The sequence below is a fragment of the Methylobacterium phyllostachyos genome (assembly GCF_900103445.1).
GTDB lineage: Bacteria > Pseudomonadota > Alphaproteobacteria > Rhizobiales > Beijerinckiaceae > Methylobacterium > Methylobacterium phyllostachyos.
Genome location: NZ_FNHS01000011.1, coordinates 1 through 24,446, shown reverse-complemented (window position 1 = coordinate 24,446; position 24,446 = coordinate 1). Strand labels below are relative to the sequence as shown.

26 protein-coding genes and 1 tRNA gene are annotated in these 24,446 nt (G+C 68.0%); 14 read left to right on the top strand and 13 right to left on the bottom strand.

The genetic code is table 11. The features are described from left to right. Positions 1-662: 662 nt before the first annotated feature. From BLQ49_RS18000 to BLQ49_RS17980, 5 genes are all read left to right on the top strand, one after another. A complete protein-coding gene (locus BLQ49_RS18000) occupies positions 663-1,829 on the top strand; it encodes a type III PLP-dependent enzyme (RefSeq protein ID WP_091718121.1) in 1,167 nt (388 codons plus the stop codon). A 226-nt stretch (positions 1,830-2,055) separates the two neighbouring features. Then, positions 2,056-2,607, top strand: coding sequence for a GNAT family N-acetyltransferase (locus BLQ49_RS17995; protein ID WP_091718119.1), 552 nt, complete (start codon positions 2,056-2,058; stop codon positions 2,605-2,607). A 164-nt stretch (positions 2,608-2,771) separates the two neighbouring features. Then, positions 2,772-3,785, top strand: coding sequence for an N-acetyltransferase DgcN (gene dgcN, locus BLQ49_RS17990; RefSeq protein WP_091718117.1), 1,014 nt, complete (start codon positions 2,772-2,774; stop codon positions 3,783-3,785). 1 nt (position 3,786) lies between these two features. Further along, positions 3,787-4,770 (top strand): N-acetyl-D-Glu racemase DgcA, encoded by a 984-nt coding sequence (dgcA, locus tag BLQ49_RS17985; protein ID WP_091718115.1) that lies wholly within the window; start codon positions 3,787-3,789, stop codon positions 4,768-4,770. A 182-nt stretch (positions 4,771-4,952) separates the two neighbouring features. Next, on the top strand, positions 4,953-6,002 hold the full coding sequence (locus BLQ49_RS17980; RefSeq protein ID WP_091718113.1) for a ketopantoate reductase family protein: 1,050 nt from the start codon (positions 4,953-4,955) through the stop codon (positions 6,000-6,002). Between the two features lie 128 nt (positions 6,003-6,130). On the opposite strand, the gene BLQ49_RS30380 is transcribed toward BLQ49_RS17980, so the two are convergent. The 4 genes from BLQ49_RS30380 to BLQ49_RS17960 all read right to left on the bottom strand — a co-directional run bounded on the left by BLQ49_RS30380 (position 6,131) and on the right by BLQ49_RS17960 (position 11,856). Then, on the bottom strand, positions 6,131-8,137 hold the full coding sequence (locus BLQ49_RS30380; RefSeq protein WP_244507658.1) for a methyl-accepting chemotaxis protein: 2,007 nt from the start codon (positions 8,135-8,137) through the stop codon (positions 6,131-6,133). Positions 8,138-8,781: 644 nt separating this feature from the next. After that, complete coding sequence (locus BLQ49_RS17970; protein WP_091718109.1) at positions 8,782-9,120, bottom strand: DUF1491 family protein; 339 nt, start codon at positions 9,118-9,120, stop codon at positions 8,782-8,784. A gap of 88 nt (positions 9,121-9,208) precedes the next feature. Further along, positions 9,209-9,931 (bottom strand): peptidoglycan-binding domain-containing protein, encoded by a 723-nt coding sequence (locus BLQ49_RS17965; RefSeq protein WP_091718107.1) that lies wholly within the window; start codon positions 9,929-9,931, stop codon positions 9,209-9,211. A 50-nt stretch (positions 9,932-9,981) separates the two neighbouring features. Beyond that, complete coding sequence (locus BLQ49_RS17960) at positions 9,982-11,856, bottom strand: PAS domain-containing sensor histidine kinase (protein WP_091718105.1); 1,875 nt, start codon at positions 11,854-11,856, stop codon at positions 9,982-9,984. 298 nt (positions 11,857-12,154) lie between these two features. Between BLQ49_RS17960 and BLQ49_RS17955 the strand changes: the two genes are divergently transcribed. Further along, positions 12,155-12,475: a hypothetical protein gene (locus tag BLQ49_RS17955; RefSeq protein ID WP_091718103.1), complete on the top strand. Its 321-nt coding sequence runs from the start codon at positions 12,155-12,157 to the stop codon at positions 12,473-12,475. 10 nt (positions 12,476-12,485) lie between these two features. On the opposite strand, the gene BLQ49_RS17950 is transcribed toward BLQ49_RS17955, so the two are convergent. The 4 genes from BLQ49_RS17950 to BLQ49_RS17935 all read right to left on the bottom strand — a co-directional run bounded on the left by BLQ49_RS17950 (position 12,486) and on the right by BLQ49_RS17935 (position 15,200). Next, on the bottom strand, positions 12,486-13,607 hold the full coding sequence (locus BLQ49_RS17950; RefSeq protein WP_091718101.1) for a DUF2336 domain-containing protein: 1,122 nt from the start codon (positions 13,605-13,607) through the stop codon (positions 12,486-12,488). Positions 13,608-13,737: 130 nt separating this feature from the next. Further along, positions 13,738-14,094, bottom strand: a complete 357-nt coding sequence (locus BLQ49_RS17945; protein ID WP_091718099.1) for a hypothetical protein — start codon at positions 14,092-14,094, stop codon at positions 13,738-13,740. A gap of 70 nt (positions 14,095-14,164) precedes the next feature. Further along, positions 14,165-14,626, bottom strand: a complete 462-nt coding sequence (locus BLQ49_RS17940; protein ID WP_091718097.1) for a GNAT family N-acetyltransferase — start codon at positions 14,624-14,626, stop codon at positions 14,165-14,167. A gap of 46 nt (positions 14,627-14,672) precedes the next feature. Then, the gene (locus BLQ49_RS17935) at positions 14,673-15,200 is read right to left on the bottom strand and encodes a cupin domain-containing protein (protein WP_091718461.1); all 528 of its coding nucleotides are present in this window, start codon (positions 15,198-15,200) and stop codon (positions 14,673-14,675) included. A gap of 177 nt (positions 15,201-15,377) precedes the next feature. Between BLQ49_RS17935 and BLQ49_RS17930 the strand changes: the two genes are divergently transcribed. Further along, positions 15,378-15,569 carry a hypothetical protein gene (locus BLQ49_RS17930; protein WP_244507657.1) on the top strand — a complete coding sequence of 64 codons (192 nt, stop codon included), beginning with the start codon at positions 15,378-15,380 and terminating at the stop codon, positions 15,567-15,569. A 238-nt stretch (positions 15,570-15,807) separates the two neighbouring features. Here BLQ49_RS17930 and BLQ49_RS17925 read toward each other — a convergent pair whose 3' ends face one another. After that, positions 15,808-16,308 carry a Ros/MucR family transcriptional regulator gene (locus BLQ49_RS17925; RefSeq protein ID WP_091718093.1) on the bottom strand — a complete coding sequence of 167 codons (501 nt, stop codon included), beginning with the start codon at positions 16,306-16,308 and terminating at the stop codon, positions 15,808-15,810. A 519-nt stretch (positions 16,309-16,827) separates the two neighbouring features. On the opposite strand from BLQ49_RS17925, the gene BLQ49_RS17920 reads away from it, so the two are divergent. From BLQ49_RS17920 to BLQ49_RS17900, 5 genes are all read left to right on the top strand, one after another. Then, entirely contained in the window at positions 16,828-17,235 is a 408-nt protein-coding gene (locus tag BLQ49_RS17920) for a PaaI family thioesterase (RefSeq protein WP_091718459.1), read from the top strand. Between the two features lie 60 nt (positions 17,236-17,295). Further along, entirely contained in the window at positions 17,296-18,228 is a 933-nt protein-coding gene (gene hemF, locus BLQ49_RS17915) for an oxygen-dependent coproporphyrinogen oxidase (RefSeq protein ID WP_091718091.1), read from the top strand. Positions 18,229-18,238: 10 nt separating this feature from the next. Beyond that, entirely contained in the window at positions 18,239-19,357 is a 1,119-nt protein-coding gene (locus tag BLQ49_RS17910; RefSeq protein WP_091718089.1) for an ATP-dependent DNA helicase, read from the top strand. 77 nt (positions 19,358-19,434) lie between these two features. Then, positions 19,435-19,524: transfer RNA gene (locus BLQ49_RS17905), tRNA-Ser, on the top strand. An 89-nt stretch (positions 19,525-19,613) separates the two neighbouring features. After that, the gene (locus BLQ49_RS17900; RefSeq protein ID WP_143012284.1) at positions 19,614-20,939 is read left to right on the top strand and encodes a DUF6538 domain-containing protein; all 1,326 of its coding nucleotides are present in this window, start codon (positions 19,614-19,616) and stop codon (positions 20,937-20,939) included. 305 nt (positions 20,940-21,244) lie between these two features. Here the strand turns inward: BLQ49_RS17900 and BLQ49_RS30795 are convergent, their stop codons facing one another. Then, positions 21,245-21,394: a hypothetical protein gene (locus BLQ49_RS30795; protein ID WP_342028196.1), complete on the bottom strand. Its 150-nt coding sequence runs from the start codon at positions 21,392-21,394 to the stop codon at positions 21,245-21,247. Between the two features lie 12 nt (positions 21,395-21,406). Beyond that, a complete protein-coding gene (locus BLQ49_RS30790) occupies positions 21,407-21,601 on the bottom strand; it encodes a hypothetical protein (protein ID WP_342028195.1) in 195 nt (64 codons plus the stop codon). 457 nt (positions 21,602-22,058) lie between these two features. Here BLQ49_RS30790 and BLQ49_RS17890 point away from each other — a divergent pair. After that, a protein-coding gene (locus BLQ49_RS17890; RefSeq protein WP_425284015.1) for an IS5 family transposase occupies positions 22,059-22,810 on the top strand; the annotation gives its coding sequence in 2 pieces (ribosomal slippage) (positions 22,059-22,329 and positions 22,329-22,810; 753 coding nt in all). A gap of 10 nt (positions 22,811-22,820) precedes the next feature. Here the strand turns inward: BLQ49_RS17890 and BLQ49_RS29765 are convergent. Together BLQ49_RS29765 and BLQ49_RS17885 are read right to left on the bottom strand one after the other, a co-directional pair. Next, positions 22,821-22,976 (bottom strand): hypothetical protein, encoded by a 156-nt coding sequence (locus BLQ49_RS29765; protein ID WP_167627732.1) that lies wholly within the window; start codon positions 22,974-22,976, stop codon positions 22,821-22,823. Positions 22,977-23,053: 77 nt separating this feature from the next. Continuing rightward, positions 23,054-23,899 (bottom strand): GNAT family N-acetyltransferase, encoded by an 846-nt coding sequence (locus tag BLQ49_RS17885; RefSeq protein ID WP_167627731.1) that lies wholly within the window; start codon positions 23,897-23,899, stop codon positions 23,054-23,056. A 274-nt stretch (positions 23,900-24,173) separates the two neighbouring features. Here BLQ49_RS17885 and BLQ49_RS17880 point away from each other — a divergent pair. Further along, the coding region (locus BLQ49_RS17880; RefSeq protein ID WP_143012283.1) for a transposase at positions 24,174-24,446 on the top strand (273 nt) is incomplete at its 3' end.

Sequence of the window (24,446 nt, the reverse complement as noted above, 5' to 3'; positions counted from 1 at the left end):
CCCGAATACGCCGCCCTGCCGTCAGATGCCCGCTTCTGCCGATCTTGGGAAGCCCGCCGGGGCGCCCGGCATGCGCTGTTTTTGCAACGGCCGGCCCGGGCTGTGGATGACGGGCGAAAAACCCAGTCCTCCAGGTTGTATCGCCCTTGCCCGCAGGGTGCGTTCCCCATATATGCGCCTTGCCCAATTTCGCACGTGCCTGTGGCCGCGTGTCGGTTGGTGGGCATCCGGTCAACTGCCGGACAGCCGCCAGGGGTCTTAAAGGATCGATGGTCGCAAGGGTGGATCCCTACGGCCGGCATCCAGGTGGCAACACCGGACCCCGACAACAACCGGCAGCCGGAGGCGAAACCGGCGAACCCCGCTCTCCACGGGGGACGCAGCTTAAAGCAACGACGAACGGGCTTTTTTGGTCTCGTCGGCCCTCCACAGGCCGGCACCGAAGAGGCTTGTTTCTCTTTGCCCGGCGTGCGGTGGGGTCTCTCCCTTCCAATCCACGGCAGCTTCCGGGTGCTCTGCGCCCGCACGGATGTGCGCGTCTCCAACACGCGTGGGTCTGCGCGACGCATCGCCCCCTGACGCCGACGGCCTGTCAGGCCGTCACACTCGCTCGACAACGCGCCCCACGCTGGGCGCTCGCGAACCCGTGCCGGGAGACGATCATGACCGACCGCATCCGTGACTACCTGCGCGTGCGCCGCGACCTCGGTCAGGACGAGGGCCCCGTGATGGTCCTCGATCTCGACGTCGTGCGCGACAACTACACCGCCTTCGCGCGCTCCCTGCCGGACACCCGGGTGTTCTACGCCGTGAAGGCGAACCCGGCCCCCGAGGTGCTGCGCCTGCTCGCCGAGATGGGCTCCTGCTTCGACACGGCCTCGGTCGCCGAGATGGAGATGGTGCTGGCCGCCGGCGCCACCGCTGACCGGATCTCCTTCGGCAACACCATCAAGAAGGAGCGCTGCATCGGCCGCGCCCTCGCCCTCGGCATCCGCCTGTTCGCAGTCGATTGCCAGGTCGAGGTGGAGAAGATCGCCCGAGCCGCCGAGGCGCACGGCGTGCCGACCGGTGAGATCCGGGTGTTCTGCCGCATCCTGTGCGACGGCGCGGGCGCCGACTGGCCGCTCTCGCGCAAGTTCGGCTGCGTGCCCGAGATGGCCGCGGACGTGCTGGAGCACGCCCATCGCCAGGGGCTCGAGGCCTATGGCATCTCGTTCCATGTCGGCTCGCAGCAGGGCAATACCGAGGCCTGGGACGGGGCCCTCGGCTCCGCGGCGGCGGTCTTCCACGAGTGCGCGGAGCGCGGCATCGGCCTGTCGATGGTCAATCTCGGCGGCGGCTTCCCGACCCAGTACCTGAAGGCGGTGCCGGGCGTGGAGAGCTACGGCGAGGCGATCTTCCGCGGGCTGACCAAGCATTTCGGCAACCGGATCCCCGAGACGATCATCGAGCCGGGCCGCGGTATGGTGGGCAATGCCGGCCTGATCGAGGCGGAAGTTGTTCTCGTGTCGCGCAAGTCCGCGGATGCCGACGAGGTCCGATGGGTCTACCTCGACATCGGCAAGTTCGGCGGTCTCGCCGAGACCATGGACGAGGCGATCCGCTACCCGATCCGCACCGCGCGGGACGGGGAGGCGACCGAGCCCTGCGTCATCGCCGGCCCGACCTGCGATTCGGTCGACGTGCTCTACGAGCGGCAGCTCTACCCGCTGCCGGTCTCGCTCTCGATCGGCGACAAGGTGCTGATCGAAGGTGCGGGCGCCTACACCACCACCTACGCGGCGGTGGCGTTCAACGGCTTCCCGCCCCTTCAGCAGATCGTGATCTGATCGCGCGCGCCGCCCGGGATGCTCCGGGCGGCTCCCGTCCGAGATCGCTTCCGGGGGCCGCTGGCGGCATGATGGGGACGCACGGACTTTGTTTGTCCGGAACCATCCTGCGGTCATGCGGCGTTAAGGGCCGCTGTCGTTTCTGCGGAAGCGTCGGCCAGCCCTAATCGCCCGCCGGGACGATCCTTCGCTTCTCCCGCATGTCGGCCCCGGGGAGGGCCCTGTCATGATCGAGATCCGCGCGGAGCATTTGCACGACATCCCGGCGCGCGAGCGCCTCCTCGACACGTGCTTTCCCGGCCATCGTCGTGCCAAGACCTCGGAGCGCCTGCGCGAGGGGCGTCTGCCCGCCCGCGGCCTCGCCTTCGCGGCGACCCGGCGCGGCCGCCTCGTCGGAACGCTGCGGCTGTGGCACGTCGAGACCGGCGATGCGCGCCCGGCTCTGTTGCTCGGGCCGCTGGCAGTCGATCCGGCGATCCAGGGCCAGGGGCTCGGCTCGGTGATGATGCAGGCCGCCCTGGGTCGGGCCGAGTCGCTCGGCCACGGCGCCGTGCTGCTGGTCGGCGACGCGCCCTATTACGCCCGTTTCGGCTTCGACCGGGCGCTCGCGGAGGGCCTGACCCTGCCGGGTCCGTTCGAGCGCGCGCGCTTCCTTGGGCTGGAGCTGCGCGCTGGGGCGCTCGCGGGCGCAGAGGGTCTCGTCCGGGCGACCGGCGTGCTGTCGCCGGTCGAAGCGGTGGCGAACGAGGCCCAGGTCGCGCGACGACGCGCTGCCTGAGCGGGGGCATCTTTGACCGGGGGCACCGGGTTTCCAAGGGCTCGCCCTGTCGAAACCCGGACTTGGGACGACGTCCACCGTCCTGGCCGGCCTCATGCATTGCGCCGGATGGTCGCGATCCCGCATAGACGGTCCGCCGGCCTCCGGAGAAGGTTGCTCGACCGATGCAGATCGCCACGCCCTACCTGATGTTCCTGGGCGACGTGCCCGACACGCTGGCGGCCAAGACCGCCTACGGGATCAAGGACTGGCGCCCAGACTGGTGCGTCGGTCAGATGCGCCTGCCGGGCTGCGCCGCCGATCTCGGAATCCCCGACATGACCCTGCCCGAGGCCCTGGCGAAGGGCTGCCGGACCCTCGTGATCGGCGTCGTGAACGCCGGCGGCGTGCTGCCCGATCACTGGGTGAAGGAGATCGTGGCGGCGATCGAGGCCGGCCTCGACGTGGCGAGCGGCCTGCACGTGAAGCTCGGCGCGGTGCCGGCCATCGCGGAGGCCGCCGCCCGGCGCGGCCGCCAGCTCCACGACGTGCGCCACACCGATGAGCGCTTCCCCACCGGCAAGGGCACCAAGCGGACGGGGCGGCGCCTGCTCACCGTCGGCACCGATTGCTCGGTCGGCAAGAAGTACACCGTGCTGGCTTTGGAGCAGGCCATGCGCGCGCGCGGCCTCGATGCCGATTTCTGCGCCACCGGCCAGACCGGCGTGTTCATCTCCGGCAAGGGCGTCGCGATCGATGCGGTAGTGGCCGACTTCATCTCCGGCGCCGTCGAGACGATCTCGCCCGACGCGGACCCGAATCACTGGGACCTGATCGAGGGCCAGGGCTCGCTCTACCATCCGTCCTTCGCGGGGGTGAGCCTCGGCCTGCTGCATGGCGCCCAGGCCGATGCCTTCGTGGTCTGCCACGAGCCGACCCGCACCACGATGCGCGGCGTGAAGCATCCGCTGCCGACGATCCAGCAGGTCATCGACCTCACCGTCCAGCTCGGCAGCCTGACCAATCCCGCCATCAAGCCCGTCGGGATCGCGGTGAACACGCAGGCGCTCGCCGAGGCCGAGGCCCGGGCGTTCCTGGAGAAGGTCGCGTCCGAGCACGGCCTGCCCGCCACCGACCCGGTGCGGTTCGGTGTCGACGGGCTGGTGGACCGGATCGTCGCCGACTTTCCGGGAGCCTGACATGGCCCGCCGCCTGACCCTCGCCGTCGAGCGCTTCCCGATCGCGGGGGCCTTCACGATCTCCCGCGGCAGCCGCACGGAGATCGCCGTGGTGGTGGCCACCATCACGGACGCGAACGGCGTTGGGCGCGGCGAATGCGTGCCCTATCCGCGCTACGGCGAGAGCGTCGAGAGCGTCAGCGCCCTGATCGAGGGGCAGGCGGAGGCGATCGCGGCCGGGATCGGGCGCGACGAGCTGATGACCCGCATGAAGGCCGGCGCCGCGCGCAATGCCCTCGATTGCGCGCTGTACGACCTCGAAGCCAAGCTCCAGGGTCGCCCGGCCTGGGCCATCGCCGGCCTCGCCGAGCCGCGCCCGGCCATCACCGCCTACACGCTGAGCCTCGGCACCCCGGAGAGCATGGAGGAGGCCGCCCGCAAGGCGGCGCATCGTCCGCTCCTGAAGGTGAAGCTCGGCGGGGCAGGGGATCCCGAGCGCATCGCCGCCGTCCGGGCGGGGGCGCCCGAGGCGCGACTGATCGTCGATGCCAACGAGGCATGGCGGCCGGAGACCATCGAGGCCAATCTGGAGGCCTGCCTGAAGGCCGGCGTCGCGCTGATCGAGCAGCCGCTACCGGCCGACGCCGACGCGCTGCTCGCTGAGATCCCGCATCCGGTCCCGGTCTGCGCCGACGAGAGCCTGCACGACCGCGCCGGCCTCGACGCGCTGGCCGGTCGCTACGACGCGATCAACATCAAGCTCGACAAGACCGGGGGCCTGACCGAGGCGGTGATGCTCGCCCGCGAGGCGAAAGCGCGGGGGCTCTCGATCATGGTCGGCTGCATGCTCGGCACCTCGCTCGGCATGGCGCCGGCCGCTCTGCTGGCGAATGACGCCGACTTCGTCGATCTCGACGGCCCGCTGCTGCTTGCCCGCGACCGCGATACGCCACTGCGCTACGAGGGGAGCCTGATGTATCCTCCTGCGCCGGAGCTGTGGGGATAGGATTCGCTCCGCCTGTCACCCAGGGGGCATCACACGCGCTTTGGGATTAGGTATACCAGAAGGCTTGCCTTCCTCTCGCCCGGCTGCCATCCATCGCGTGTGCGATTGGGGTCATGGCGGCGACGCGCTGTTCCCAGCAGCCAGACAACACACAGCAAGTCTCAATGCTGGGGAGGATAAACGTGGCCAAGAATATCCTGATCCTGGGGGCCTCCTACGGCTCTCTCCTGGGCACCAAGCTCCTGATGGCCGGTCACAACGTGACCCTGGTTTGCCGCAGGAAGACCGCCGACCTGATCAACCGCGAGGGCACCGAGGTCCGCATCAAGCTCCGCGACGAGAAGGAGCATCGGGCGATCTTCTCGCGCGATCTGCCCGGCAAGGTCGACGCGATGCCCCCGGAGGATGTCGACGTCTCGCGCTACGACCTCGTCGGCCTCGCCATGCAGGAGCCGCAGTACAACAACCACACGATCCGCGTGCTGATGATCAAGATCGCGGCGGCGAAGCTGCCCTGCCTGTCGATCATGAACATGCCGCCGCTGCCCTATCTCAAGCGGATCCCGGCGCTGGCCGCCATGGATCTCGAGGACGCCTACACCAATGCCGGCGTCTGGGACCGGTTCGAGCCGGGCCTCGTGTCGCTCTGCTCCCCCGATCCGCAGGCCTTCCGGCCGCCGGAGGAGGAGGCGAACGTCCTCCATGTCGGCCTGCCTACGAACTTCAAGGCCGCGACCTTTGCGGATGAGGCGCACAACACGCTGCTTCGGCAACTGGAGGCCGATATCGACGCCGTCCGCCTCGACGGGCACGACGTGCCGGTGAAGCTCAAGGTGTTCGATTCGCTGTTCGTGCCGTTGGCCAAGTGGTCGATGCTGCTCACCGGCAATTACCGCTGCATCACCCCGGGCGAGCCCCGATCGATCCACGACGCGGTGCACGGCGATCTCGCCCGCTCCCGGGCGATTTACGACCACGTCGACAGCATTGCCCGGAAGCTCGGCGCCGATCCGGCCGATCAGGTGCCGTTCGAGAAATACGCCAAGGCGGCCGAGAGCCTGCTCAAGCCCTCCTCGGCGGCGCGCGCGGTGGCGAACGGTGCGCCCTACATCGAGCGCGTCGACCTGCTGGTGAAGCTGATCTCGCACCAGCTCGGGGAGCCGAACACCGAGATCGACCACACGGTCGCGACCGTGGACCGGAAGCTCGACGAGCGCATCATCGAGGGCTGATGCTCGCGTCGTCGGGCGCAGCGCCCCTGTCTGTCCTGCTCGGGGGCGTTCTGCCCTCCGCGTCTGCAGGCATGGGGTGCAGGCGCCGACGATGACATCGCGATCGCCGCGCAGCGTGGCCTTCAAAATCAGGCGGCGCGGACCGTGGCGAGGAAGCGGGCGACCTCGACGCCGAGATGCTCGGATTGCCGCGACAACTCGGAGGCCGCCGAGAGCACCTGGGAGGCCGCGGACCCGGTCTTCTCCGAGACCTGCACCACGCCGGCGATGTTGCCGGTCACCTCGTTGGTCCCCGCCGAGGCCTGGGTCACGTTGCGCACGATCTCCTGCATCGCCGCACTCTGCTGATCCACGGCCGCCGCGATCGAGGTCGCCACGGTGTCGATCTCCCGGATCCGGCCGGTGATGCCGCCGATTGCCGTCACCGCCTGCGCAGTCACCCCCTGGACCTCGCCGATCTGCCGGACGATCTCCTCGGTCGCTTTTGCGGTCTGCTCGGCCAAGCTCTTCACCTCGGAAGCCACCACCGCGAAGCCGCGCCCTGCCGCCCCGGCACGGGCCGACTCGATGGTCGCGTTCAGCGCTAGCAAGTTGGTCTGGCCTGCGATGCCCGAGATCATGCCGACCATGGCGCCGATCCGGGCGGCGTTCTGGCTGAGAGCCTGGACGAGCATCGCGGTCTGATCGGCTTCGCCCACCGCGGCCTGGGCAAGGCTGGCCGAACCTGTCACCTGCCGCCCGATCTCCCGGACCGAGGCGCCGAGTTCCTCGGCGGCGGCGGCGACGGTGTTCACGTTGGTGGCGGCCTGCTCGGCGGCGGCCGCCACGGTTGCAGACTGCGTGGCCGTCTCGGTAGCCGCGGCCGTCATGGTCTGAGCCGTGACTTGCAGTTCGGCCGCCGAGGACGAGACCGTGCCAACGATCCCCCCGACGGCCCGCTCGAACGTATCCGCCAACCGGATCATGGTATTCTTGCGCTCCGCTTCGGCGGCCGAGCGCAGATCCTGCGCTTCGCGCTCCAGCATGGTGTTGCGGACCAACTGATCCTTGAAGATCTGGATCGCCGCGGACATCCTCCCGACCTCATCACGGCGCTCGCGATAGGCGATCTCGACGTTCAAATCTTCATTGGAAAGTTTGGATAGCGTCTCGGTGATCACACGAATCGGTTTGAACAGCCGCCGTTGCAGGAGTGCGATGCCACAAGCGATCAGGACGATGACGGCCAACAACGCGCCGGCGCTCCAGACGAAGGTCGCTTTCGCCCTGTCGCTGTGATCCTTCGCGACGTCCACCACGGCGTTCATCGATATCGTGGAGACGTCGGTAATGGAATTGATCGCGGGAATCAGCATCTGCAACCAGGAGGAAAATTCCATGGTCGGCATTCGGTTCGATTTGATGTCCGTGATGATGCGGGTTTGGAGGTCGGCGAATTCCTTTCCGAAATAGGCATTCGTCGCAAACGCGACGGCCTTCTTGACCTTCTCAGGCAATCCGTCCGAGGCCGCGATTTGGTGCGTGAGATCCCAGTACGATGTCGTCTGGCCCTGGATGAAGATGATCCTGTCCTTCTGCGCCTGGTCGAGCCATTTGCCGCCGGTATAGGTTCCGTGAACGATCTCCCACACGGAGCCGCCGATGCTGCGGGTCTGCCAGGCCAACTGCTTGATCTGAGTCAGGCGCGATACAAGCGGGTCGGAATCACTGATCGCGTGATCCAAGGCGCTCGACAAAGCGTCGAGCGATGACATCAGGTTCGTTCCGGCCGCCAGGATGGCTTGGCCAACCGCAAGATCGCGTTGCTCGCGGGATAACGAATAATTTCTGTCCAGCTCTTGGCGAGTTCTCTTTAGCTCGCCATAACGCTTCAAGAAATCATTGGCCAGATGCTGTTTTTCCTGATCTTTGATGTCGTTCAATAGTTTCTCAGCTCGATTAAACCCTGCGTCGACGGTCTGGCGGTTCTGACCGACAGAGTGCCGCGCACTTTCGAAGGCCTTTCCCTCCAAGACAAGCACGTTGGGACTATCCGCTCGCTCCGAAAGCAGGCCCTTCTGTACCGTCAGAAGCGCATCCTCGATATCTGCGTAAAGCTCGACCGTCAGAAAGTCCGTATATGTGTTCCAGGCCAAAATGGCAGATCGCAAGCTGTATATCGAAGCAACCGCGCTTATAGATACGATGACGCTGATCGTTAGCGTGCGTATAGAATGTGTAAGACCATCGATGATGGTCGTTTTATAAGTCTCAGATTGTAATCTGCTTGTCATAATGATCTCGCTTTGCAATTGACATGCGATCGATTTGTTCAATTCGTCACAGTCGGTTGCGCATATGATCTATCCTTATACGGAAAAACCGACAAGTGACGGCAGGGCGGTCCGGGCGCGCCGATGCGCGGATTGGATTTATTCTTGTAATAATTGAATCCGCTCTCGGCGGCGGTGGGTCCTGAAGGATCCAGTGCGAGGGCGCGGGTGTCAGGAGTGGACAATGCAGGGGCGGACCGCGCAGCCGCGAGAGCCGCGGCTCGACACCGGCGCCAACGTCAAGTCTCTTCGAGTCTGGAGACAGGCGGTCTGAGCGAGCCTGAAGACCGGATGGAGGCTGGTCAGCTTGATCAGCCCGGTCGCACACGCAAGCAGGTCGCACGAGCCGATAGGGTCATCGTCCACTGCCCCGCCGTCCGCTGCTGGACGCCGCTGGCGAGCCTGCCCAACTTGAATCGACCCGCCCGGGACTGCCCTGTTCACGGGCGTACTCGGCGGCTCTTCGATCACTCCGCCAAGTCTAGGAAGTGCCGGCCCTTGCGGTCATCGATCTCGATGATCCAGAGATCGGAATCGAACCGGATCTCCTTCGTCAGGCGCTCCTCCACGTCGAGCGGGCTACCGCCGGTGGCCAGGGCGACGAAGCGGCGGTCGCCGCTGTCCTCGGACTCGAACAGGGCCTGCGGGGCCGGTCCGTAGAGATCGGCGCCGCCGTCGAGGCGATCGACTTTCACGAAGATTGCGCCCGCCTCCGCGGCCCCGCGTCGACGCAGCACCGCCGGGATGCCCGCGACGTCGAGGCGACGCAGATGGGCCGAGACCCAGAAATCGGAACGCAGGCGCATGCGGAGGTGCCTCCCGGAGATCCGATCGGGATGCGCGAAGGGCAGGGCCGTGGCAACCCGGCGCCCGGCCAGCGGTCCGGGATGAAGCCTAACCGTGGCTCGCCCGGGCCATCAGCTCGCGCAGGGTCCGGCCCGTGGCCTCGCCGGTCACCGGCAGCTTGGCGCTGCGCTCGAACTTCTCGATCGCCGCGCGGGTCCCAGGGCCCATCGCGCCGTCGGGCTTGACCGGATAGCCGAGTTTGGACAGCGCCTTCTGGGCCCGCAGGACCCGGTCGGACTCCGCCTCGGCTTTCTTGGCAGGCCCCTTGGCCGAATCCTTGGCGGTCTCCTTGGCGGCCGGTTTAGCGGCGACCCGAACCGGGGCCGCCTTCGGGGTGACCGAGGCGGTGGTCTCGTCGGCGCGGATCAGTTCGCCGATCGTGTCCCGGGCCGCCGGCTTGGCGGGGGCCTTCTCGGGTTCGGACCGGACGGGATCCCGCACGATCTGGCGTACCGGCTCCCGGGCCGCCTCCTGGGCAGCCGGGGCGGGCTCGCGTGCGGGCGGCGTCTTCTGGGCGAGCTTCGGCAGGATCGGGGCCGGATGGCGTCCGGCTTGGTAGCCGAGGGCGTTGACGCAGATGAAGCCGGCTGCAGCCAGGCCCACGAGGCTGCCGAGGACGGTGCCGGGGCTGTTGCGGCAGGTGGTGCCCGTGGCCGTCAGCGCTCCGACGAGGACGGAGCGCCAATCCCCTTGAACCGTGCCGCGCCGCACGGCCGGGCGGCGCGGCCGGCCGGCTTCGCCCGGTACTGTGATCTCGCGGTAGCCTGACATCCTGTCTCCTTCCGGGGATCTTGCGGGGGATCTTGCCGGGGATCTGCGGCTCAGCCCGTGCGACGCAGCATCGCGCCCGGTTCTGCGTTCGGCTCCGCATCGAACAGGCCGAGCGGCAGGCGCACGACCCGGCGTGGTACGGCGGCGCCCCGCACGGCGGTGTGGATCGGAGCGGGGCTGCAGGCCGCCTCCGGCGACCGGCACAGACGGGGCAGCGTCACGGTCACGACCGTGCCGGCCTGCGGCGCGCTCTCGATCCGCATCGCGCCGCCGTGCAGGCCGACCAAACCCTGCACCACCGAGAGGCCGAGCCCGGTCCCCTCGTGCTGGCGCTTGTAATCGCCGGCCCCGGCCTGGAAGAACGGCGTGCCGAGTTTCGACAGATCCTCCGCGCCGACCCCGCAGCCTGTGTCGGTGACGACGATGTCGAGGCCCTCGACGCCGCGACGCAGGGACAGGTCGACCCGGCCGCCCTGCGGGGTGAACTTCACGGCGTTCGAGATGAGGTTGATCAGGATCTGGCGACAGGCCGCAGGATCGGCGGTGATCTCGACCGGGCCCGAGGCCGCGGCCGCCAGGACGACACCTGCGGCCTCGGCCTTGAGGCGCATCAGGTCGCAGCAGGAGTGGAGCAGGCCCGCAATATCGAAGGCCTCCGGCGCGTAGTCGAAATTGCCGCTCTGGATCCGGCTCATGTCGAGGAGCGTGTTGACGACGCCGAGCAGGTGGTGCCCGGAGGCGCCGATGATCCCGGCATAATCCCGTGCTTGATCCGCGCCGAGGTTGGGAGCGCCTTCACCGGCCAGCACCTCGGAGAAGCCGATGATCGCGTTCAGCGGCGTGCGCAACTCGTGGGTGACGTTGGCCAGGAACCGGCCCTTGATGGCATCGGCCCGCTCGGCCTCGGCGCGGGCGCGCTCCAGTTCCTCGGCGTGGCGGTGATGCTCGGTCATGTCGCGGGTCACCGCCACCACCGCGGTGACGTCGTGAGAGCCGTGCGCGATCCGGTGGGCGCGCATCTCGGCGTGGATCAGGCGCGCGCCATCGGCCCGCCCGGCCTCGACGTGAAGGCGCAGCGGCAGGGTGGCGGGACGCCCGGTCGCGGCGACGTCGCTCACCGCCTTGAGGAAAGCCGGCCGGTCGGCCACGTGGACCCGCTCCAGAAGGCCGTGGCCGTGCAGGCGCGCCGGGTCGCTGCCGAGCAGCCGGGTCGCCGACACGGAGGCGTCCACGACGCGGCCATTGCGGTCGTGCCAGGTCACGAGGTCGTCGATCGCCGAGAGCAGCAGCCGGTCCCGGGCCTCGTTGTCACGCAGCTGCGCGCGCCACGCGCCCTCGTTGCGCTTGTGCTCCAGGGCCTGGGCGGCGACGTGGCCGATCGCCGTGAGCGCGAAGGCCGGCAGGGCGAGGCCGGCGGAGATATCCATGACCGGCAGGGTGACCTCGAGGGCGCTGAGACCGGCCACCGCCAGCACGCCCAGCACCGCCATGGCGGAGGCCGCCAGCGTGGCACGCAGCGATCCCGAGATGAGCGCCTCCACGGGGATCGCCACCAGCCAGACCGCGGCCGGGGACACGACGCCCCCCGTGACGCTCGCCAGCGCCACCACGATCCCGGTCAGCCCCGCGGCCGACACCGCGTGGGCGAGCCAGAGGGATCCGGTCCGGACGAGCAGCACGGCGGCGAAGACCGGCAGGAGCAGGCTCGCGATCGCCAGAACCTCGATGCCGGACGGCACGCCGCGCCAGAGCAGGTAGGGCGGCAGCCCGACCATCATCACGGCGCCCGTGGCGAGGCGCGACACGAGGAACCGCTGGTGGCGGCACCGGGCGGCGGCATCATCGGCCGCGGAGGCGTGAACCAGCCCCGCGAGACGGTCGTCGATCAAGGAAGTCAGGACTTTTTTAATAGGCAAGGCTGGCACACGCCGCGATGTATGCGTTTCCGCATCCCTCGCGCCTCCGGTTCGACTTTCGAACGACTTCCGGACGGTCGCAGAGGCGGCTTAAACGAGTGTTGCGCGACTGGTCAGAACGATCAGGATGCTTTCCGCAAGGTAACCAAAGGCATTCGGATAAGCTTCGTTCACCATCGCGCGCGAAAGCCCCGCGCGGTTGAGGCCCGGTTCACGAAACCCGTCGAAGTCTTGGCATCGTGCATCGTCCCGGACGGCGGTCCCGGCCGCGGGACGATGCCGCCCATACCGAGCGGAGACGATACCCATGACCGTCTTGCTGCGCGCCGCGCTGGTGATCGGCGTGCTCTCGTATCTCGCCCTGATGCGTGGCGGCGCGGATCCGGCCGCGGAGGCCCGCAAGCTCACGGGGTCGCTGCCGAGCGCCTCAGCGGTGTTGCCGGCGGCCCTGGAGGCCATTCCGCCCGAAACCCGCGAACGCGCCACCCGGGCTGTCCTCGCCCGCGGCCTGCTGGCGGAACTGAGCCGCCGGGCCGGTGAGCCGGCGGCTTCGACCGATACCCCCTCCACCGACACCCTGGAGGCGGCCGACCGTCAGCCCGCCTGGCGGGGCGTCGACGCCCGCTGACGGCGATCCGTCAGCCCGCTTCCGCCTTGGAGGCCGGGCGGGTGCGGGCCGGCAGGTTCGTGCGCGGCGCGGCGGCGCCCTGGCGCAGCTTGGCCTCCGGACCGTGAAGCGGTTGGTGCGCCTCGCCGCGCCCGCGTTCGGCGAGCGGCCGGTCGAGGATCGCCGCCACGAGATCCCGCGCCGCCGGCCGGCTCACGGTGCGGAACAGGCGGACGAGATCGGCCACGCGCTCGGCCGAACGGGCGACGCCCTGGTTGAGGGTGAGGAAGATGTAGACCGCCTCTTCCTCGTGCAGCCCGGCCGCGCGCAGGCCAAGGGTGAGGAGGTCGTAGCGGGCCCCCGGATCGGCCACCATGGCAAGGAAATCGCGGGGCAGGCCGAGCCCGTCCGCCAGCGCCGCGACGAAGGCCGCCACGTCGTGCGCGGCCGAGAGCCGGGTCAGGGACTCGCCGAGGTCCCGAAGCGGGGGCGGGCAAGGGCGCAGGGCCGCGGTCGCTTCGACGCTCCGGCCGATCACCGCGCGGCGCATCGGGTCGGCGTGGAGGTAGAGGGGTACGAGGTCGGCGGCGGAAACATCCGGGCGCACCAGCAGCAGCCGGGCGAGTTCGGCATCGCAGCGGCCGCGGGAGACGAGCCGGGCGAGCGCCGCGCCGCGCAGGGTGATGCCGAGATTGGCGGCCAGCGCCCGGTCGATCTCGGGGCGGCCCTCGCGGGAGAGTTCGTCCGCCGCTTCGCGGCTGAGCCCGGCCCGGGCGGCGATGCGGTCGGCGATATCGGATCCGTCGGCCAGCGCCGCGTCGATCAGGCTGCGGCTCAGCGTTGGCGTTAGTTCGACCACGGCGTCGCGGGCGCCGCCACCGCGCAATGCCAGCGCTTCCAGCACCGCCGGCGGCGTCTCGGGGCAGGGGGCGAGCTTCCGGGCGACCACCCGGGCCGTCTCCTCGTCCACCGTGGGGATCAGGCCGCAGGCCAGGGATTCGAAGATCTCGGTGGTGGACCGGTCGCGGCCCGGCGCCCGAACGAATAGATCGGTCTGCACCCGCAGGATCACGGGCTTCAGATCGAGGTTCTCGATGCGCGAGAGTTCGAGGAGCCCGGACAGGTCCGGCGGAGCATCGACGGATGGGGGCATGGACGATCGGTTTACGCAGGACTGCAGTAAGCTCACGCTAACCGCATCGACGTGAATCGACCTTTAAGACGCCCCCCGCGGAAGCGTGCCGTCCTGCATCACCGCGCTCCGACGCTGCCGTCCGCCGGCCTCAATGGGTCAGCCAGAGTCCACCGCCGAGCGCCAGGGCCGCGAAGACGATGAAGCCGACAAAGGCGGGCACGACCCAGGGCTGTCGCTGGTGCACGTAGCCGCTCTTCGTCTTCTCCGACGGCGCACGCTCGTTCTGCCGGGCCAGCCGGACCTCCTGCGAAGTCGGTGGCGCTCCACCCGCCTCCTCACAGGTCCCGAGCGGCGCCGCCCCGACATCCATGTGTGGAGTCTTGTCGGCCGTGCGGCCGCTGTCGATGTCGCCCTTGAGCTGCGCGGAGGTTGGCGCCTCCGAATCCGGCGGCGGATCGACGGGCAGGTTGGCGGGCGGCGGCGGGGTCTCGGAACGCAGGGTCATGGGTTGGGCTCCAGCTTGATCTGGTCAACGCCTGGAAACGTCGTCGGCTGCGGCCAGGATGTCGCGGGTCTCACGGTTCGCCGGATCCGCGCTTGAGCAGCGGGCGCTCGTGGAGCTCCATCGTGCCGGCGAAGCCCGCCGCGGCACAGAAGGCGCGCAGGGTGGTCTGCTCCGGGCCGACGCGCAGGACCAGCCGGTCGCACCCGGCTTGGCGCGCCGCCCGCCCGGCCGCCTTAAGCAGCACCCGCCCGATGCCCCGGCGCCGGGACTCGGCCGCGACCACGAGCGTCGTGATCAGGCCGAAGGGCCGCGGCGCGTCGAGGGTGCGGACGGGACTGAGGGCGATGAAGCCGCTCGGCGGACCCCATTCCACGGCGACGAGAACAGTGCCGCCATCCCGCTGCAGGCCTTCGAGCCGGGACGCGAGATCCGCGGCGGTGAGCGGCTCGCCGGCCTCGCCGAGAAGCGTTGCGAGGCCGGCGGCATCGGCGCCCGCGGCCGCCCGGATCTCCAGCCCGTACCGATTGCCCAATCCGCACTCCCGACCGATGGCACGGGCGTCCTCGAACGGTCGCCCCTCAGACCCGGCGCCAGCCCGGCTGCGCCGGGTCGACCAGCCGGTAGTTCACCGGCGCCATGCCGCAGATGGCGATGACCGCCGGTTCCGTCCCGTCGCGGACGACGCCGTCGTAGTGCGGGGTCCCGGCGACCCGGCGGACGAAGCTGCCGGCCTTCACGGGCACGCAGGCGGCGGGGTCGAAATCCGCCCCGCTGTTGCACCACCACGTGCCCGACAGGACCATGCAGAACCGGTCGGACGTATAGGTGTGCGGCGCGCTCATATAACCCGGCCACCAGCGGATCAGGGTGTAGTACAGGCCGGAGCCGTTGATGTCGCCGGTGAGATTGCACCGGTCGACGCTGCGCTCCGGGTAGCCCTTCGACGGCACCCAAGGCAGCGCCTCGGGCGCGCGGATGATGGTCTGCTCCGGGTTGAGCGGGCTGCCTTCCGCCGCATTCGCCAGGAGCAACGGGAGCGTGCCGAGGAGTGAGGCCGCCAGCAGGTCGCGCCGGCTCGCCTCCGGCCGGGTGTGCGTGTCCGTCATCGCGGGGTCCATCCCTGGTCCCGACGGACTGCCCGCCGGGATCCGGTCAGGCAACGCCGATATCCCGGTTTCTCTCCCGGGGCGGAGCCGTGCGATGTTTCAAACGGCGGGACGTATCAGGGGGCTGTGGCGGAACGTACGGGGTCGGACCCGCATTGCCCCGCAGAATCGCCGGGGATGCGCAGCATGGCAGATCAGGTGCAAGATCGATCCCCGGACGGGCGGCCCGATGGGGATCCGCCGGAAACCCAGCAGCTGAAGCAGCCGGTGCGTGGTGCCGATAATGGGCCTGCAGGCTCGGAGCATCGCAAGGCGGAAGCGGAGATCGCCGCCGGCGACGTTGCCGACGATCTCGCCGACTTCGCCTGACGGAGCCGCACCGCGAGGTGTTCCGCGTCGCGCGGATGGCTCACGTCACGGGTATTCGCAGGGCCAGGGCAGAACCCCGGTGAGGGTTTCAGAGGCCGACACGTCAGGGCTTCGCCCTGGGAGCCCGCCAAGACGCTGAAGGCTCTTGGAAACCCAATATTCCGGCCCAACAAAACTTCAACACCCGGGCCCACGCGCCGAACCGTCTGCAGCCCGGCGGGGGCCCGGATGTGCGCGCTCAGGCGGTTTCCTTGGCCTTGCGCGGGCGGCTCGCGCGCTTCGGCTTCTCGGCGACCTCCTCGGTCGGCTCCTCGACGGCCGCGGACTTGCGGCGCTGTTGGCCGAGGCCCAGGCTGCGGGCGAGCTCGGAACGCTGCGCGGAATAGCTCGCCGCCGTCGACGGATAGTCCCGCGGCAGGCCGAAGCGCTCGCGATACTGCTCGATCGTCAAGCCGTTGCGCGAGAGATGGCGCTTGAGCGTCTTGTAGGGCTTGCCGTCGATGAAGGAGATCAGTGCGTCGGGGGTCACCGACTTGCGGATCTGGGCCGGCGTCGGCTTGTCGGCCGCCTCGGTGACGGCCGCCGCGGGGGCGGACAGCTTGGCCAGCGCGGCGTGGACGCCGGCAAGCAGGCCGGGCAGCTCGCTGATCGGCACCGAATTGTTCGAGACATACGCCGAGACGATGTCCGAGGCCTGCTCGATAAAGGTCTGCTGCTGTTCAGGGGCGTTGTCGTCCATCGATGATTCCCTCTATGTGGTGGTGAGACAGTTCTAACGTCTCTGCAGCAAAATCAAGTCGTCGTCGAGGATTTCCCTACACAGCGCGGTGGCCGTTAACACGCATATTATTCAACCGCCCGGTCGAGCTGAAATCGTTACCCGAGAAACCCCATTGGCGGGATGGCCGGTTTCACGAGTTCCAGTCCGCCGCCGCCGTGCCGGCTTGCCTCCGAGCGGGGCCAAGCCGGCCGCTTCGCTGGCAAAGATCGGTTCTCCGTCTGACGAGATCCGTGAAGTCTCGCGGCGCATCCTGTGGCGCTATGGTTGTGTACGCCGTGCCATTTCGAAGATCTCGCCGTAGCGCCCAGGGGGGGGCGGCATGGTGCGGTCCACGCCAGGGTTCGGCGCGTCCGGAAGGCCCGGGCCTGACCGCCCCGGGTCGCGGACCGGCGAGACGCGCCTTGGGGCTGGACGAGGCCTGCGCCATAAGGGGCTTGGCAGGGCGAAACCTGGACGGCGGGCGTGGATCAGGCGGGCGTGGATCAGGATTGGGAGCCGGGCACCGTCTTCGGCGCGCACATTCCCTTCGTGCGGGCCTGCGGGATCGAGGCGCTGGACGTGCACGACGGGCGAACGCGGCTGCGGCTCGCCCTGCGCCCGGATCATGCCAACAATCTCGGCATTGCCCACGGAGGCGTTCTCTGCACCCTGCTCGATGTCGCCCTCGGCACGGCGGCGCGCCTCAGAGTCGGGCGCCCCGTGGTGACCCTCGACATGCAGACGCGCTTCCTGAACCCCGGCCGCGGCCTCCTGCTGGCGGAGGGCCGGGTGACCCGGCCGGGGCGCTCGGTGATCTTCTGCGAGGCCGAGATCCGCGACGCCGACGGAGAGTTGGTGGCGAGTGCCACGGGGCTGCTCAAGCCGGTGAGCCGATCCGCAGATTAGCGGAGGCGTCCGGCCGGGATCGAATTGACGGCGGCCCGGCGGGATGGGAAAGCCTCGGGCATGACGATGCCGGACGACGCGCGCGCAGCCCTGGCTGCGCCTCCCTCCGAGGCCGATGTCACGGCCATGAAATCCGAGGCCGCCGCGTGGTTCGCGACCCTGCGCGACCGCATCCTGGCGGCCCTCGAGGCCCTTGAGGCGGAGGCCGAGGGGCCGTTCCATCCGGATGCGCCCGAAGGGCCGGGCACCTTCGTGAAGACGCCGTGGAACCGCACCGATCATACCGGCCGGCCCGGCGGCGGCGGTGTCATGGCGATGCTCAAGGGCCGGGTGTTCGAGAAGGCCGGCGTCCACATCTCGACCGTGCATGGCGAGTTCGCGCCGGAATTCCGAGCCCAGATGCCGGGCGCCGCCGAGGATCCGCGCTTCTTCGCCACCGGCATCTCGCTGATCGCCCATCCCTGGAACCCGCACGCGCCGACCGTGCACATGAACACCCGCTTCGTCGCGACGACCCGGGCCTGGTTCGGCGGCGGGGCGGATCTCACCCCCGTTCTCGACCGCCGCCGCACCCAGGACGACCCGGACAGCCGCCACTTCCACACCTGCCTGGAGCGGGCCTGCACAGCCCACGGCGTCGACTATGCGCGCTACAAGGCGTGGTGCGACGAATACTTCCATCTCAAGCACCGCAACGAGCCGCGCGGCATCGGCGGAATCTTTTACGATTATCGCTGGACCGGCGACCCGCAGGCCGACCTCGCCTTCACGCGCGACGTGGGGCAGGCCTTCCTGGAGGCCTATCCGAAGATTGTGCGCGACAACGTCCGGACGGCCTGGACCGAGGCCGACCGCACCGAGCAGCAGGTGCGGCGCGGGCGCTACGTCGAGTTCAACCTGCTCTACGACCGGGGCACGATCTTCGGGCTGAAGACCGGCGGCAACGTCGCATCGATCCTGTCGTCGATGCCGCCCACCGTGCGCTGGCCGTGACAGGGCTGTCATGAGCGCGGGCCTGCCCTCGGCCTACGCCCCCCAGCAGGACGCTGCGCTCAAGGCGATCGCGGCGTGGCGGCGGGACGGCGGATCCCAGGTCTTCCGGCTGTTCGGCTATGCCGGCACCGGCAAGACCACCCTCGCCCGGCGAATCGCCGAGGATGTCGACGGCACGGTGGTGTACGGGGCCTTCACCGGCAAGGCCGCCTCGGTGATGCGCCAGAAGGGCTGCTACGACGCCGCCACGATCCACTCGCTGATCTACCGCACCAAGGAGGCGGAGGAGGGCGGCCCGACCTTCACGCTGAACCGCTCCGGCCCCGCCGCCAAGGCGGACCTGATCATCATCGACGAGTGTTCGATGGTGGATTCCGACCTCGGCAACGACCTCCTGTCGTTCGAGCGTCCGGTCCTGGTGCTCGGCGACCCGGCGCAATTGCCGCCAGTGCGCGGCGGCGGCTTCTTCACCGAGGCTGAGCCCGACGTGATGCTCACCGAGGTCCACCGCCAGGCCAAGGACGATCCGATCGTCCGCATGGCGATGACAATCCGCGAGGGCGGCCGGCTGGAGCTCGGCACCTACGGCCAGAGCCGTGTGGTCTCGCGCCGCGCCCTCGACCCGGCCGAGGTGCTGGAATGCGATCAGGTTCTGGTCGGGCTCAACAAGACGCGCCGGCTCTACAACGGTCGACTGCGGGAACTCGCCGGCCACACCGATCCGATGCCGGCGATCGGCGAGAAGCTGGTCTGCCTGCGCAACGACCGGGTGAAGGGCCTGCTCAACGGCTCGACTTGGACGGTCCAGGCCCTGCGCGCGCCGCCGCGGCCGGACCTGATCCGCCTGGACGTGGTGCCGGAGGACGATCCGGGGCTGCGCCGGAAGCCCACCGACATCAAGGTGCTGCGCGCGATGATCACCGGCTCCGACGAGGAGATCCCGCTGTTCCTGCGCCGGGAAACCGACGAGTTCACCTACGGCTACGCCCTGACGGTGCACAAGGCGCAGGGCTCGCAGTGGGACCGGGTGACCCTGTTCGACGAATCCTACGCCTTCCGCGAGCACCGGGCGCGCTGGCTCTACACCGGCCTGACCCGCGCCGCGCAGGCGATCACCGTGGTGGTGTGATCTGTCCCGATCTTCACCTCGCTTGTGAAGCGGCACCGCGCGTGCTAGGCAGCGCCGGTCTCATCGAGGCACCTCGCGGAGAGGTGGCAGAGCGGTTGAATGCACCGCACTCGAAATGCGGCATGCCTGCAAGGGCATCGGGGGTTCGAATCCCCCCCTCTCCGCCAATCCTTCCCCAAGCCTTTGATCCGGAAGAAAGTTCAAGCATCTCAGGTGCTTATGGCCGTCGCGGTGGTACACAAAGGTGGTACACACCATGCCGATGCCGTTCGCGCGCCCCTGGCGCCATCCGAAGACGGGCATGTACTGGTTCCGGCGCCGAGTGCCGAGGGAACTGCAGCCGCTGCTCGGAAGGTGCGAGGAGCGTAGGACGCTCGGAACGAAGGAGCCGGCTCTCGCCAGGACGCGGTATCTTCAGGCAGCCGTCGAGATCGATGAGCGCTGGGGGCTTCTGAGGCGCTCGGCGGCCGCCCTGGCCGCTCTCGCGCCGCCGGAAAGTGCGACCGTCAGCGGGACGGAGGCTCCTTCCAGGCGGCATCGGTCCGATTGTCGTTCCTTTCGAAGCGGCTCCGATCAGGTCGCGCCCGCTTCTTCGAGCATTCCGGCCGTTCCGTCCGCGTTGGCGGGATCGGTTCCTTGGCGTCCGACCTTCGAGGCCTACGCGGCCGAGGCGAAGCTCGCGCCATCCACCATCAAGCGTTGGGCTGGCGTCCTCACGGCGCTCGAGGATACGCTCGGCACCGACGACCTCGCTCTTATCACGCGCGGAGACTTGATCGCCTGGAAGCGCGATCTGCTCGCCGCTGGCCGCAACCCGCGAACCATCCGCGACGCTCACATCGCTGCCACGAAGGCCCTCATGAACTGGGCGGTGGCGAACGGCCGTCTCGACATGAACCCCGCCGCGGGCGTCGTAGTGACGGTGCCCAACAAGCCGCGGCTCCGCGACCGGGATTTCACCGACGGCGAAGCTATGAAAGTCCTTCGGGCCTCGTTCGGTCCCCACGACGTGAGACTTTCTCGGGAGCACGCCGCGGCACGGCGTTGGATTCCTTGGCTGTGCGCGTATGGCGGGGCACGCGTCAACGAGATGACACAGCTGCGAGGTCGCGACGTGCATCAGGACGGTGCCGTATGGGTGATCCGCATCACGCCGGAGGCGGGAAGCGTAAAGACCGGCAGGTGGCGCGATGTGCCGCTTCACCCGCATCTCGTCGAGCAAGGCTTCGTTAACTTCGCCCTCGGCTGCGGATCCGGGCCACTCTTCTACGACCCTGCCCGCGGCCGGAATGGGCAGGCCGCGCATCCGATCTACAAGAAGGTCGGCGAGCGTCTCGCCGCCTGGGTCCGCGCGATCGGCGTCGTCGACCCCGGCGTGGATCCGAATCACGGCTGGCGCCATCGTTTCAAGACCGTCGGCCGCCGCGTCGGGATCGATCCCGGCGTGCTCGATGCGATCCAGGGGCACGCACCGCGCACCGAGGGCGAGCACTACGGACGGTATCCGATCGAGGCGACGTTCGCAGCCATCTGCAGGATGCCTAGATACGATATTGCGGCTGGTTCGAACGACCATCTTTGATCGGGCCATCGAATGACCATGGCTGCGCAATCTCGGAAGTCGCCGAGGCCAAGGTGCTGGGCTCGGGGCCGTCGAGACCACGTTCAACATCCGCGACCTGTAAAGGCAGCGGTGCCTGCGGGTGCGCGCGTCGAACTCTGACGACCGGCAGGGCAGCACGTCAAGATTCTAATGTCCGCAATTCGTTGTCGTCGCCAATCTGCGGCGAGAATGCCTTCTTTAGGCGCCATATCGTAGGTTCCGGCTTGCCCCATTCCGCCGAGTGCTCCCCGCTGCTCAACCTGCGCATGGTCCCAACCTCGATCTCAGCGGAGCCTGTCAGCAAGCCTCGCCGATGCCTTGGGATTGACGCGGTGCAGCCTGGCGACCGCCCGCTCGGCATCTCGCTCGATTGCCTCTTTATACGCCGCCTTCACCTTGTCGACCTGTTGGATCAACTCATCGAGCTTCTCCAAAGGCGTCTTCTCCTAGGTCTCACCGGCCGACACGGTCAGTGCACGGGGTTCTCTATCCGGCGGCATCGCGCCCATCTTCTCGGCCAGTTCTTTGACCGCCTCCGAGATGATCCCCAGTTGCTGACCGAAGCTTCCGACCTCCTTGATGATTGCGATCTCGATCTCGGGAACGCCTTGGTAGGGACTCGCCGAGATGTCTTGACTCACGGCGCCGCTCAACGGGGCGAAGAATGGGAAACTGAACCAAGAGTACCAGGTTGGGCCACCCGTCATGGCAGACCTCGCTCGGCTGGAGATTGCTCGATGATCTGATGTTGAGGGCCACAACTCAAGTTTGCCAGTGTTGATAGCGATTGGGGGCTACGGCAGGCGCTTCGAGACGGCGTCGTGCCACACTGCTCGTCTGCAGCCCTGCCGCAGAGCGTCGTGACCACAAGGGGGCGATCTCGTCAGCGGTCATCCGCTCGACCGCCCGCAATCGGGCATTCGTCTGTCTGACATAACCCCGGCCCTGGCCACGGGGCGTCGTACTCATGCCGCTTCCGCTCAGGGCCTGCTCGCCGAGGTTTGATTAAGCGTGGAATAAGAGCGGCTAACAAAACCGGTGGCGGCGCGTTGAGAGGAGACGGCGAGACCACTCCTTCCCGATGGCCTGTAGGCTGAGATCGCACCGCTGCTGCCGCCTGAGCCAGCCAAGCCGAAGGGCGGTCGCCCGCGAAGATCTGACCGCGTGGCGCTGACGGGCATCCTGTTCGTGCTCCGCTCAGGCACGCCGTGGGAGTTGCTTCCGCGCGAGATGGTCTGCGGCTCCGGCATGACCTGCTGGCGGCGCTTGCGCGATTGGCAGAAGGCTGGGGTGTGGAACCACCTGCAACAGACGCTGCTTGGTCGGCTCGGACGCCGGAACGGCATCGACTTCAGCAGCGCCTCCATCGCTGCAAAAAAGGGGGTCCGGCGTTAGGTCCGATCCCGACCGACCGGGGCAAGTTGGGCACGAAGCGCCACGTCCTCACCGACGCGAAAGGCGTCCCCCTCGCGCTGAAGCTGACGGGGGCCAACGTGCACGACAGCCGGATGCTCGAGGCGGTGGTGGATGCTGTGCCGCCGATCCGCCAGTGCTGGGGACGACCGCGCAAACGCCCGTCCGGGTTGCACGCCGACAAGACCTACGATCACCGCCGCTGTCGTCAGGCTCTCACCCGCCGTCGTATCCAGCACCGCATCGCCCGGCGCGGGAGCGAGAGCAGCCAGCGGCTGGGACGCCGAAGGTGGGTCGTCGAGCGAACCTTGGCTTGGTTCGCCCGGTTCCGCCGCCTCGCCATCCGCTACGAGCGCCGCAGCGACATCCATCTCGCCTTCTCAATGCTTGCCGCAGCCCTCGTCGTCCGGCGCTTCATCGAACGATGGTTTTGTTAGACGCTCTAAATCAGGGCGCGTGTGACGAAGGTCCCCGAACCGGGACGTCCTCAGGCTTGTAGCCGAAGCGTTTGACGACCTGCTCGTCGGTCAGCCCGACATCCTTCATGATTGCGGCGAGCGCGCTCTCTGTGACAGGGGTGCGCCAGAGCAGAGGGGTCGACATCCGATCCCGAGAGGGCTCTTCCGACCCGTGGCTCACTGAAGCACTCTTCCGCAGGTGCCGGAGGTACTCCACTCGTCTCATTCCGGCCTCCTCGCACGGTTCCGTTCCACGCAATCCTTGTAGATCGACATGGCTGCGGAATCTCCAAAATCAAGCTCTCCATACCAACCTATTCCGCTGTCGGCCAGTAAGGCTCGACCGAGCGGAACATCGCGCGGCGGGGCGTCGAAAATCGGCTTGCTCATCACGAGGTCCTCCTCTGCAGCGATAATAGCTATGGCTCGCCCCTTCGACGAGGCGAGCGCAGCGTCGATGCGCGTCCGGGCCTCATCCGAGACCATCTTGCCCAAACCGTCGAGTTTGCTTCGGATCGGAGCCTTGATCTTCTCCCATTCCTCGTCGGTCGGGAAGAAGCCGAACTTGAGCCAAACATACGGACCGGCCTCCAGACCTGCCTTCAGAACGACCTTTCTAGCTCCAACCGTCCGGGCGAGCTCAACGAGATTCGATATCAGCGTGGCACCGATCCCTTGGCCCTGGTGATCGTCATCGACCGATAGCAGGTCGACCTCGGCGTGCTCATCCTGGGGTGCGAGGCTCAACGTATGTCCCGCGAGGTAGACGAGAGTGTTCCCGGCCATGCCTTTCAGCATCACGGAAACTCGCTTGTAGCGGTAATCGAAGCTGAGAAATTCGACGTGATCCTGCCGGTCGAGATCCGCGACGAGGCGGCGGCCGAACTCCAGCGGCGTGATGCCAAAGGGCACGAAGATGTTGGCGTGCCACCAGTTTCCGATCCTCGACGCCACTGCCGGGCTGAACGAGACGACGGAGTCGCCGATGAACCAGTCAGCGGGCCATCGATTTTTGGGTCTGCGCGCCATAAGGACATCCTCGGCTTCGGCCGAGACAAGAACAAGCATGCTTGGCTGCCGCTGATAAATGGCGGCCTGTTTGGAAAGAACTCGCTCGGGCGAGGGGGGCGCAGGTGTTTCGCAATATTGCAACGGCGGCTGAGCAGCCCTCGTGCCGCTACAGCTTGCAGCTATCGTGCTTAGCCACCCGAAGCACCAACAAGCGGCCTCGGCAACATACAATCGACGTCGTCTAGCATCTTTTCGCCGCGAGCATCTGGCCTGCCCCCTGAAAAGTGGTCCTCCCTGAGGTATGGCTTTGAGCCATGTGGAGGATGTCGTCATGGGACGGAAGAAGCATACGGCTGAAGAGATCGTTGCTAAGCTGCGGCAGGTCGATGTCTTGATCTCGCAGGGTCGCAAGGTTGCCGAAGCAATCCGGTCAATCGAGGTGACCGAGGTCACATACTACCGCTGGCGGTCCGAGTACGGCGGCTTGAAGGGTGATCAGGTCGAGCGGCTGAAATCTCTGGAGACCGAGAACCAACGTCTTCGTAGGGCAATCTCGGATCTGACCTTGGAGAAGCTGATTCTGAAGGAGGCCGCCTCGGGAAAC

Bases quoted from the DNA above. Each gene is read 5' to 3' on its own strand.
- BLQ49_RS18000 (WP_091718121.1), top strand. From the start codon at position 663: ATGACCGACCGCATCCGTGACTACCTGCGCGTGCGCCGCGACCTCGGT.
- BLQ49_RS17995 (WP_091718119.1), top strand. From the start codon at position 2,056: ATGATCGAGATCCGCGCGGAGCATTTGCACGACATCCCGGCGCGCGAG.
- dgcN (WP_091718117.1), top strand. From the start codon at position 2,772: ATGCAGATCGCCACGCCCTACCTGATGTTCCTGGGCGACGTGCCCGAC.
- dgcA (WP_091718115.1), top strand. From the start codon at position 3,787: ATGGCCCGCCGCCTGACCCTCGCCGTCGAGCGCTTCCCGATCGCGGGG.
- BLQ49_RS17970 (WP_091718109.1), bottom strand. From the start codon at position 9,120: ATGCGCCTGCGTTCCGATTTCTGGGTCTCGGCCCATCTGCGTCGCCTC.
- BLQ49_RS17965 (WP_091718107.1), bottom strand. From the start codon at position 9,931: ATGTCAGGCTACCGCGAGATCACAGTACCGGGCGAAGCCGGCCGGCCG.
- BLQ49_RS17955 (WP_091718103.1), top strand. From the start codon at position 12,155: ATGACCGTCTTGCTGCGCGCCGCGCTGGTGATCGGCGTGCTCTCGTAT.
- BLQ49_RS17950 (WP_091718101.1), bottom strand. From the start codon at position 13,607: ATGCCCCCATCCGTCGATGCTCCGCCGGACCTGTCCGGGCTCCTCGAA.
- BLQ49_RS17945 (WP_091718099.1), bottom strand. From the start codon at position 14,094: ATGACCCTGCGTTCCGAGACCCCGCCGCCGCCCGCCAACCTGCCCGTC.
- BLQ49_RS17935 (WP_091718461.1), bottom strand. From the start codon at position 15,200: ATGACGGACACGCACACCCGGCCGGAGGCGAGCCGGCGCGACCTGCTG.
- BLQ49_RS17930 (WP_244507657.1), top strand. From the start codon at position 15,378: ATGCGCAGCATGGCAGATCAGGTGCAAGATCGATCCCCGGACGGGCGG.
- BLQ49_RS17925 (WP_091718093.1), bottom strand. From the start codon at position 16,308: ATGGACGACAACGCCCCTGAACAGCAGCAGACCTTTATCGAGCAGGCC.
- hemF (WP_091718091.1), top strand. From the start codon at position 17,296: ATGACGATGCCGGACGACGCGCGCGCAGCCCTGGCTGCGCCTCCCTCC.
- BLQ49_RS17910 (WP_091718089.1), top strand. From the start codon at position 18,239: ATGAGCGCGGGCCTGCCCTCGGCCTACGCCCCCCAGCAGGACGCTGCG.
- BLQ49_RS17900 (WP_143012284.1), top strand. From the start codon at position 19,614: ATGCCGATGCCGTTCGCGCGCCCCTGGCGCCATCCGAAGACGGGCATG.
- BLQ49_RS29765 (WP_167627732.1), bottom strand. From the start codon at position 22,976: ATGTCGACCCCTCTGCTCTGGCGCACCCCTGTCACAGAGAGCGCGCTC.
- BLQ49_RS17885 (WP_167627731.1), bottom strand. From the start codon at position 23,899: ATGCTTGTTCTTGTCTCGGCCGAAGCCGAGGATGTCCTTATGGCGCGC.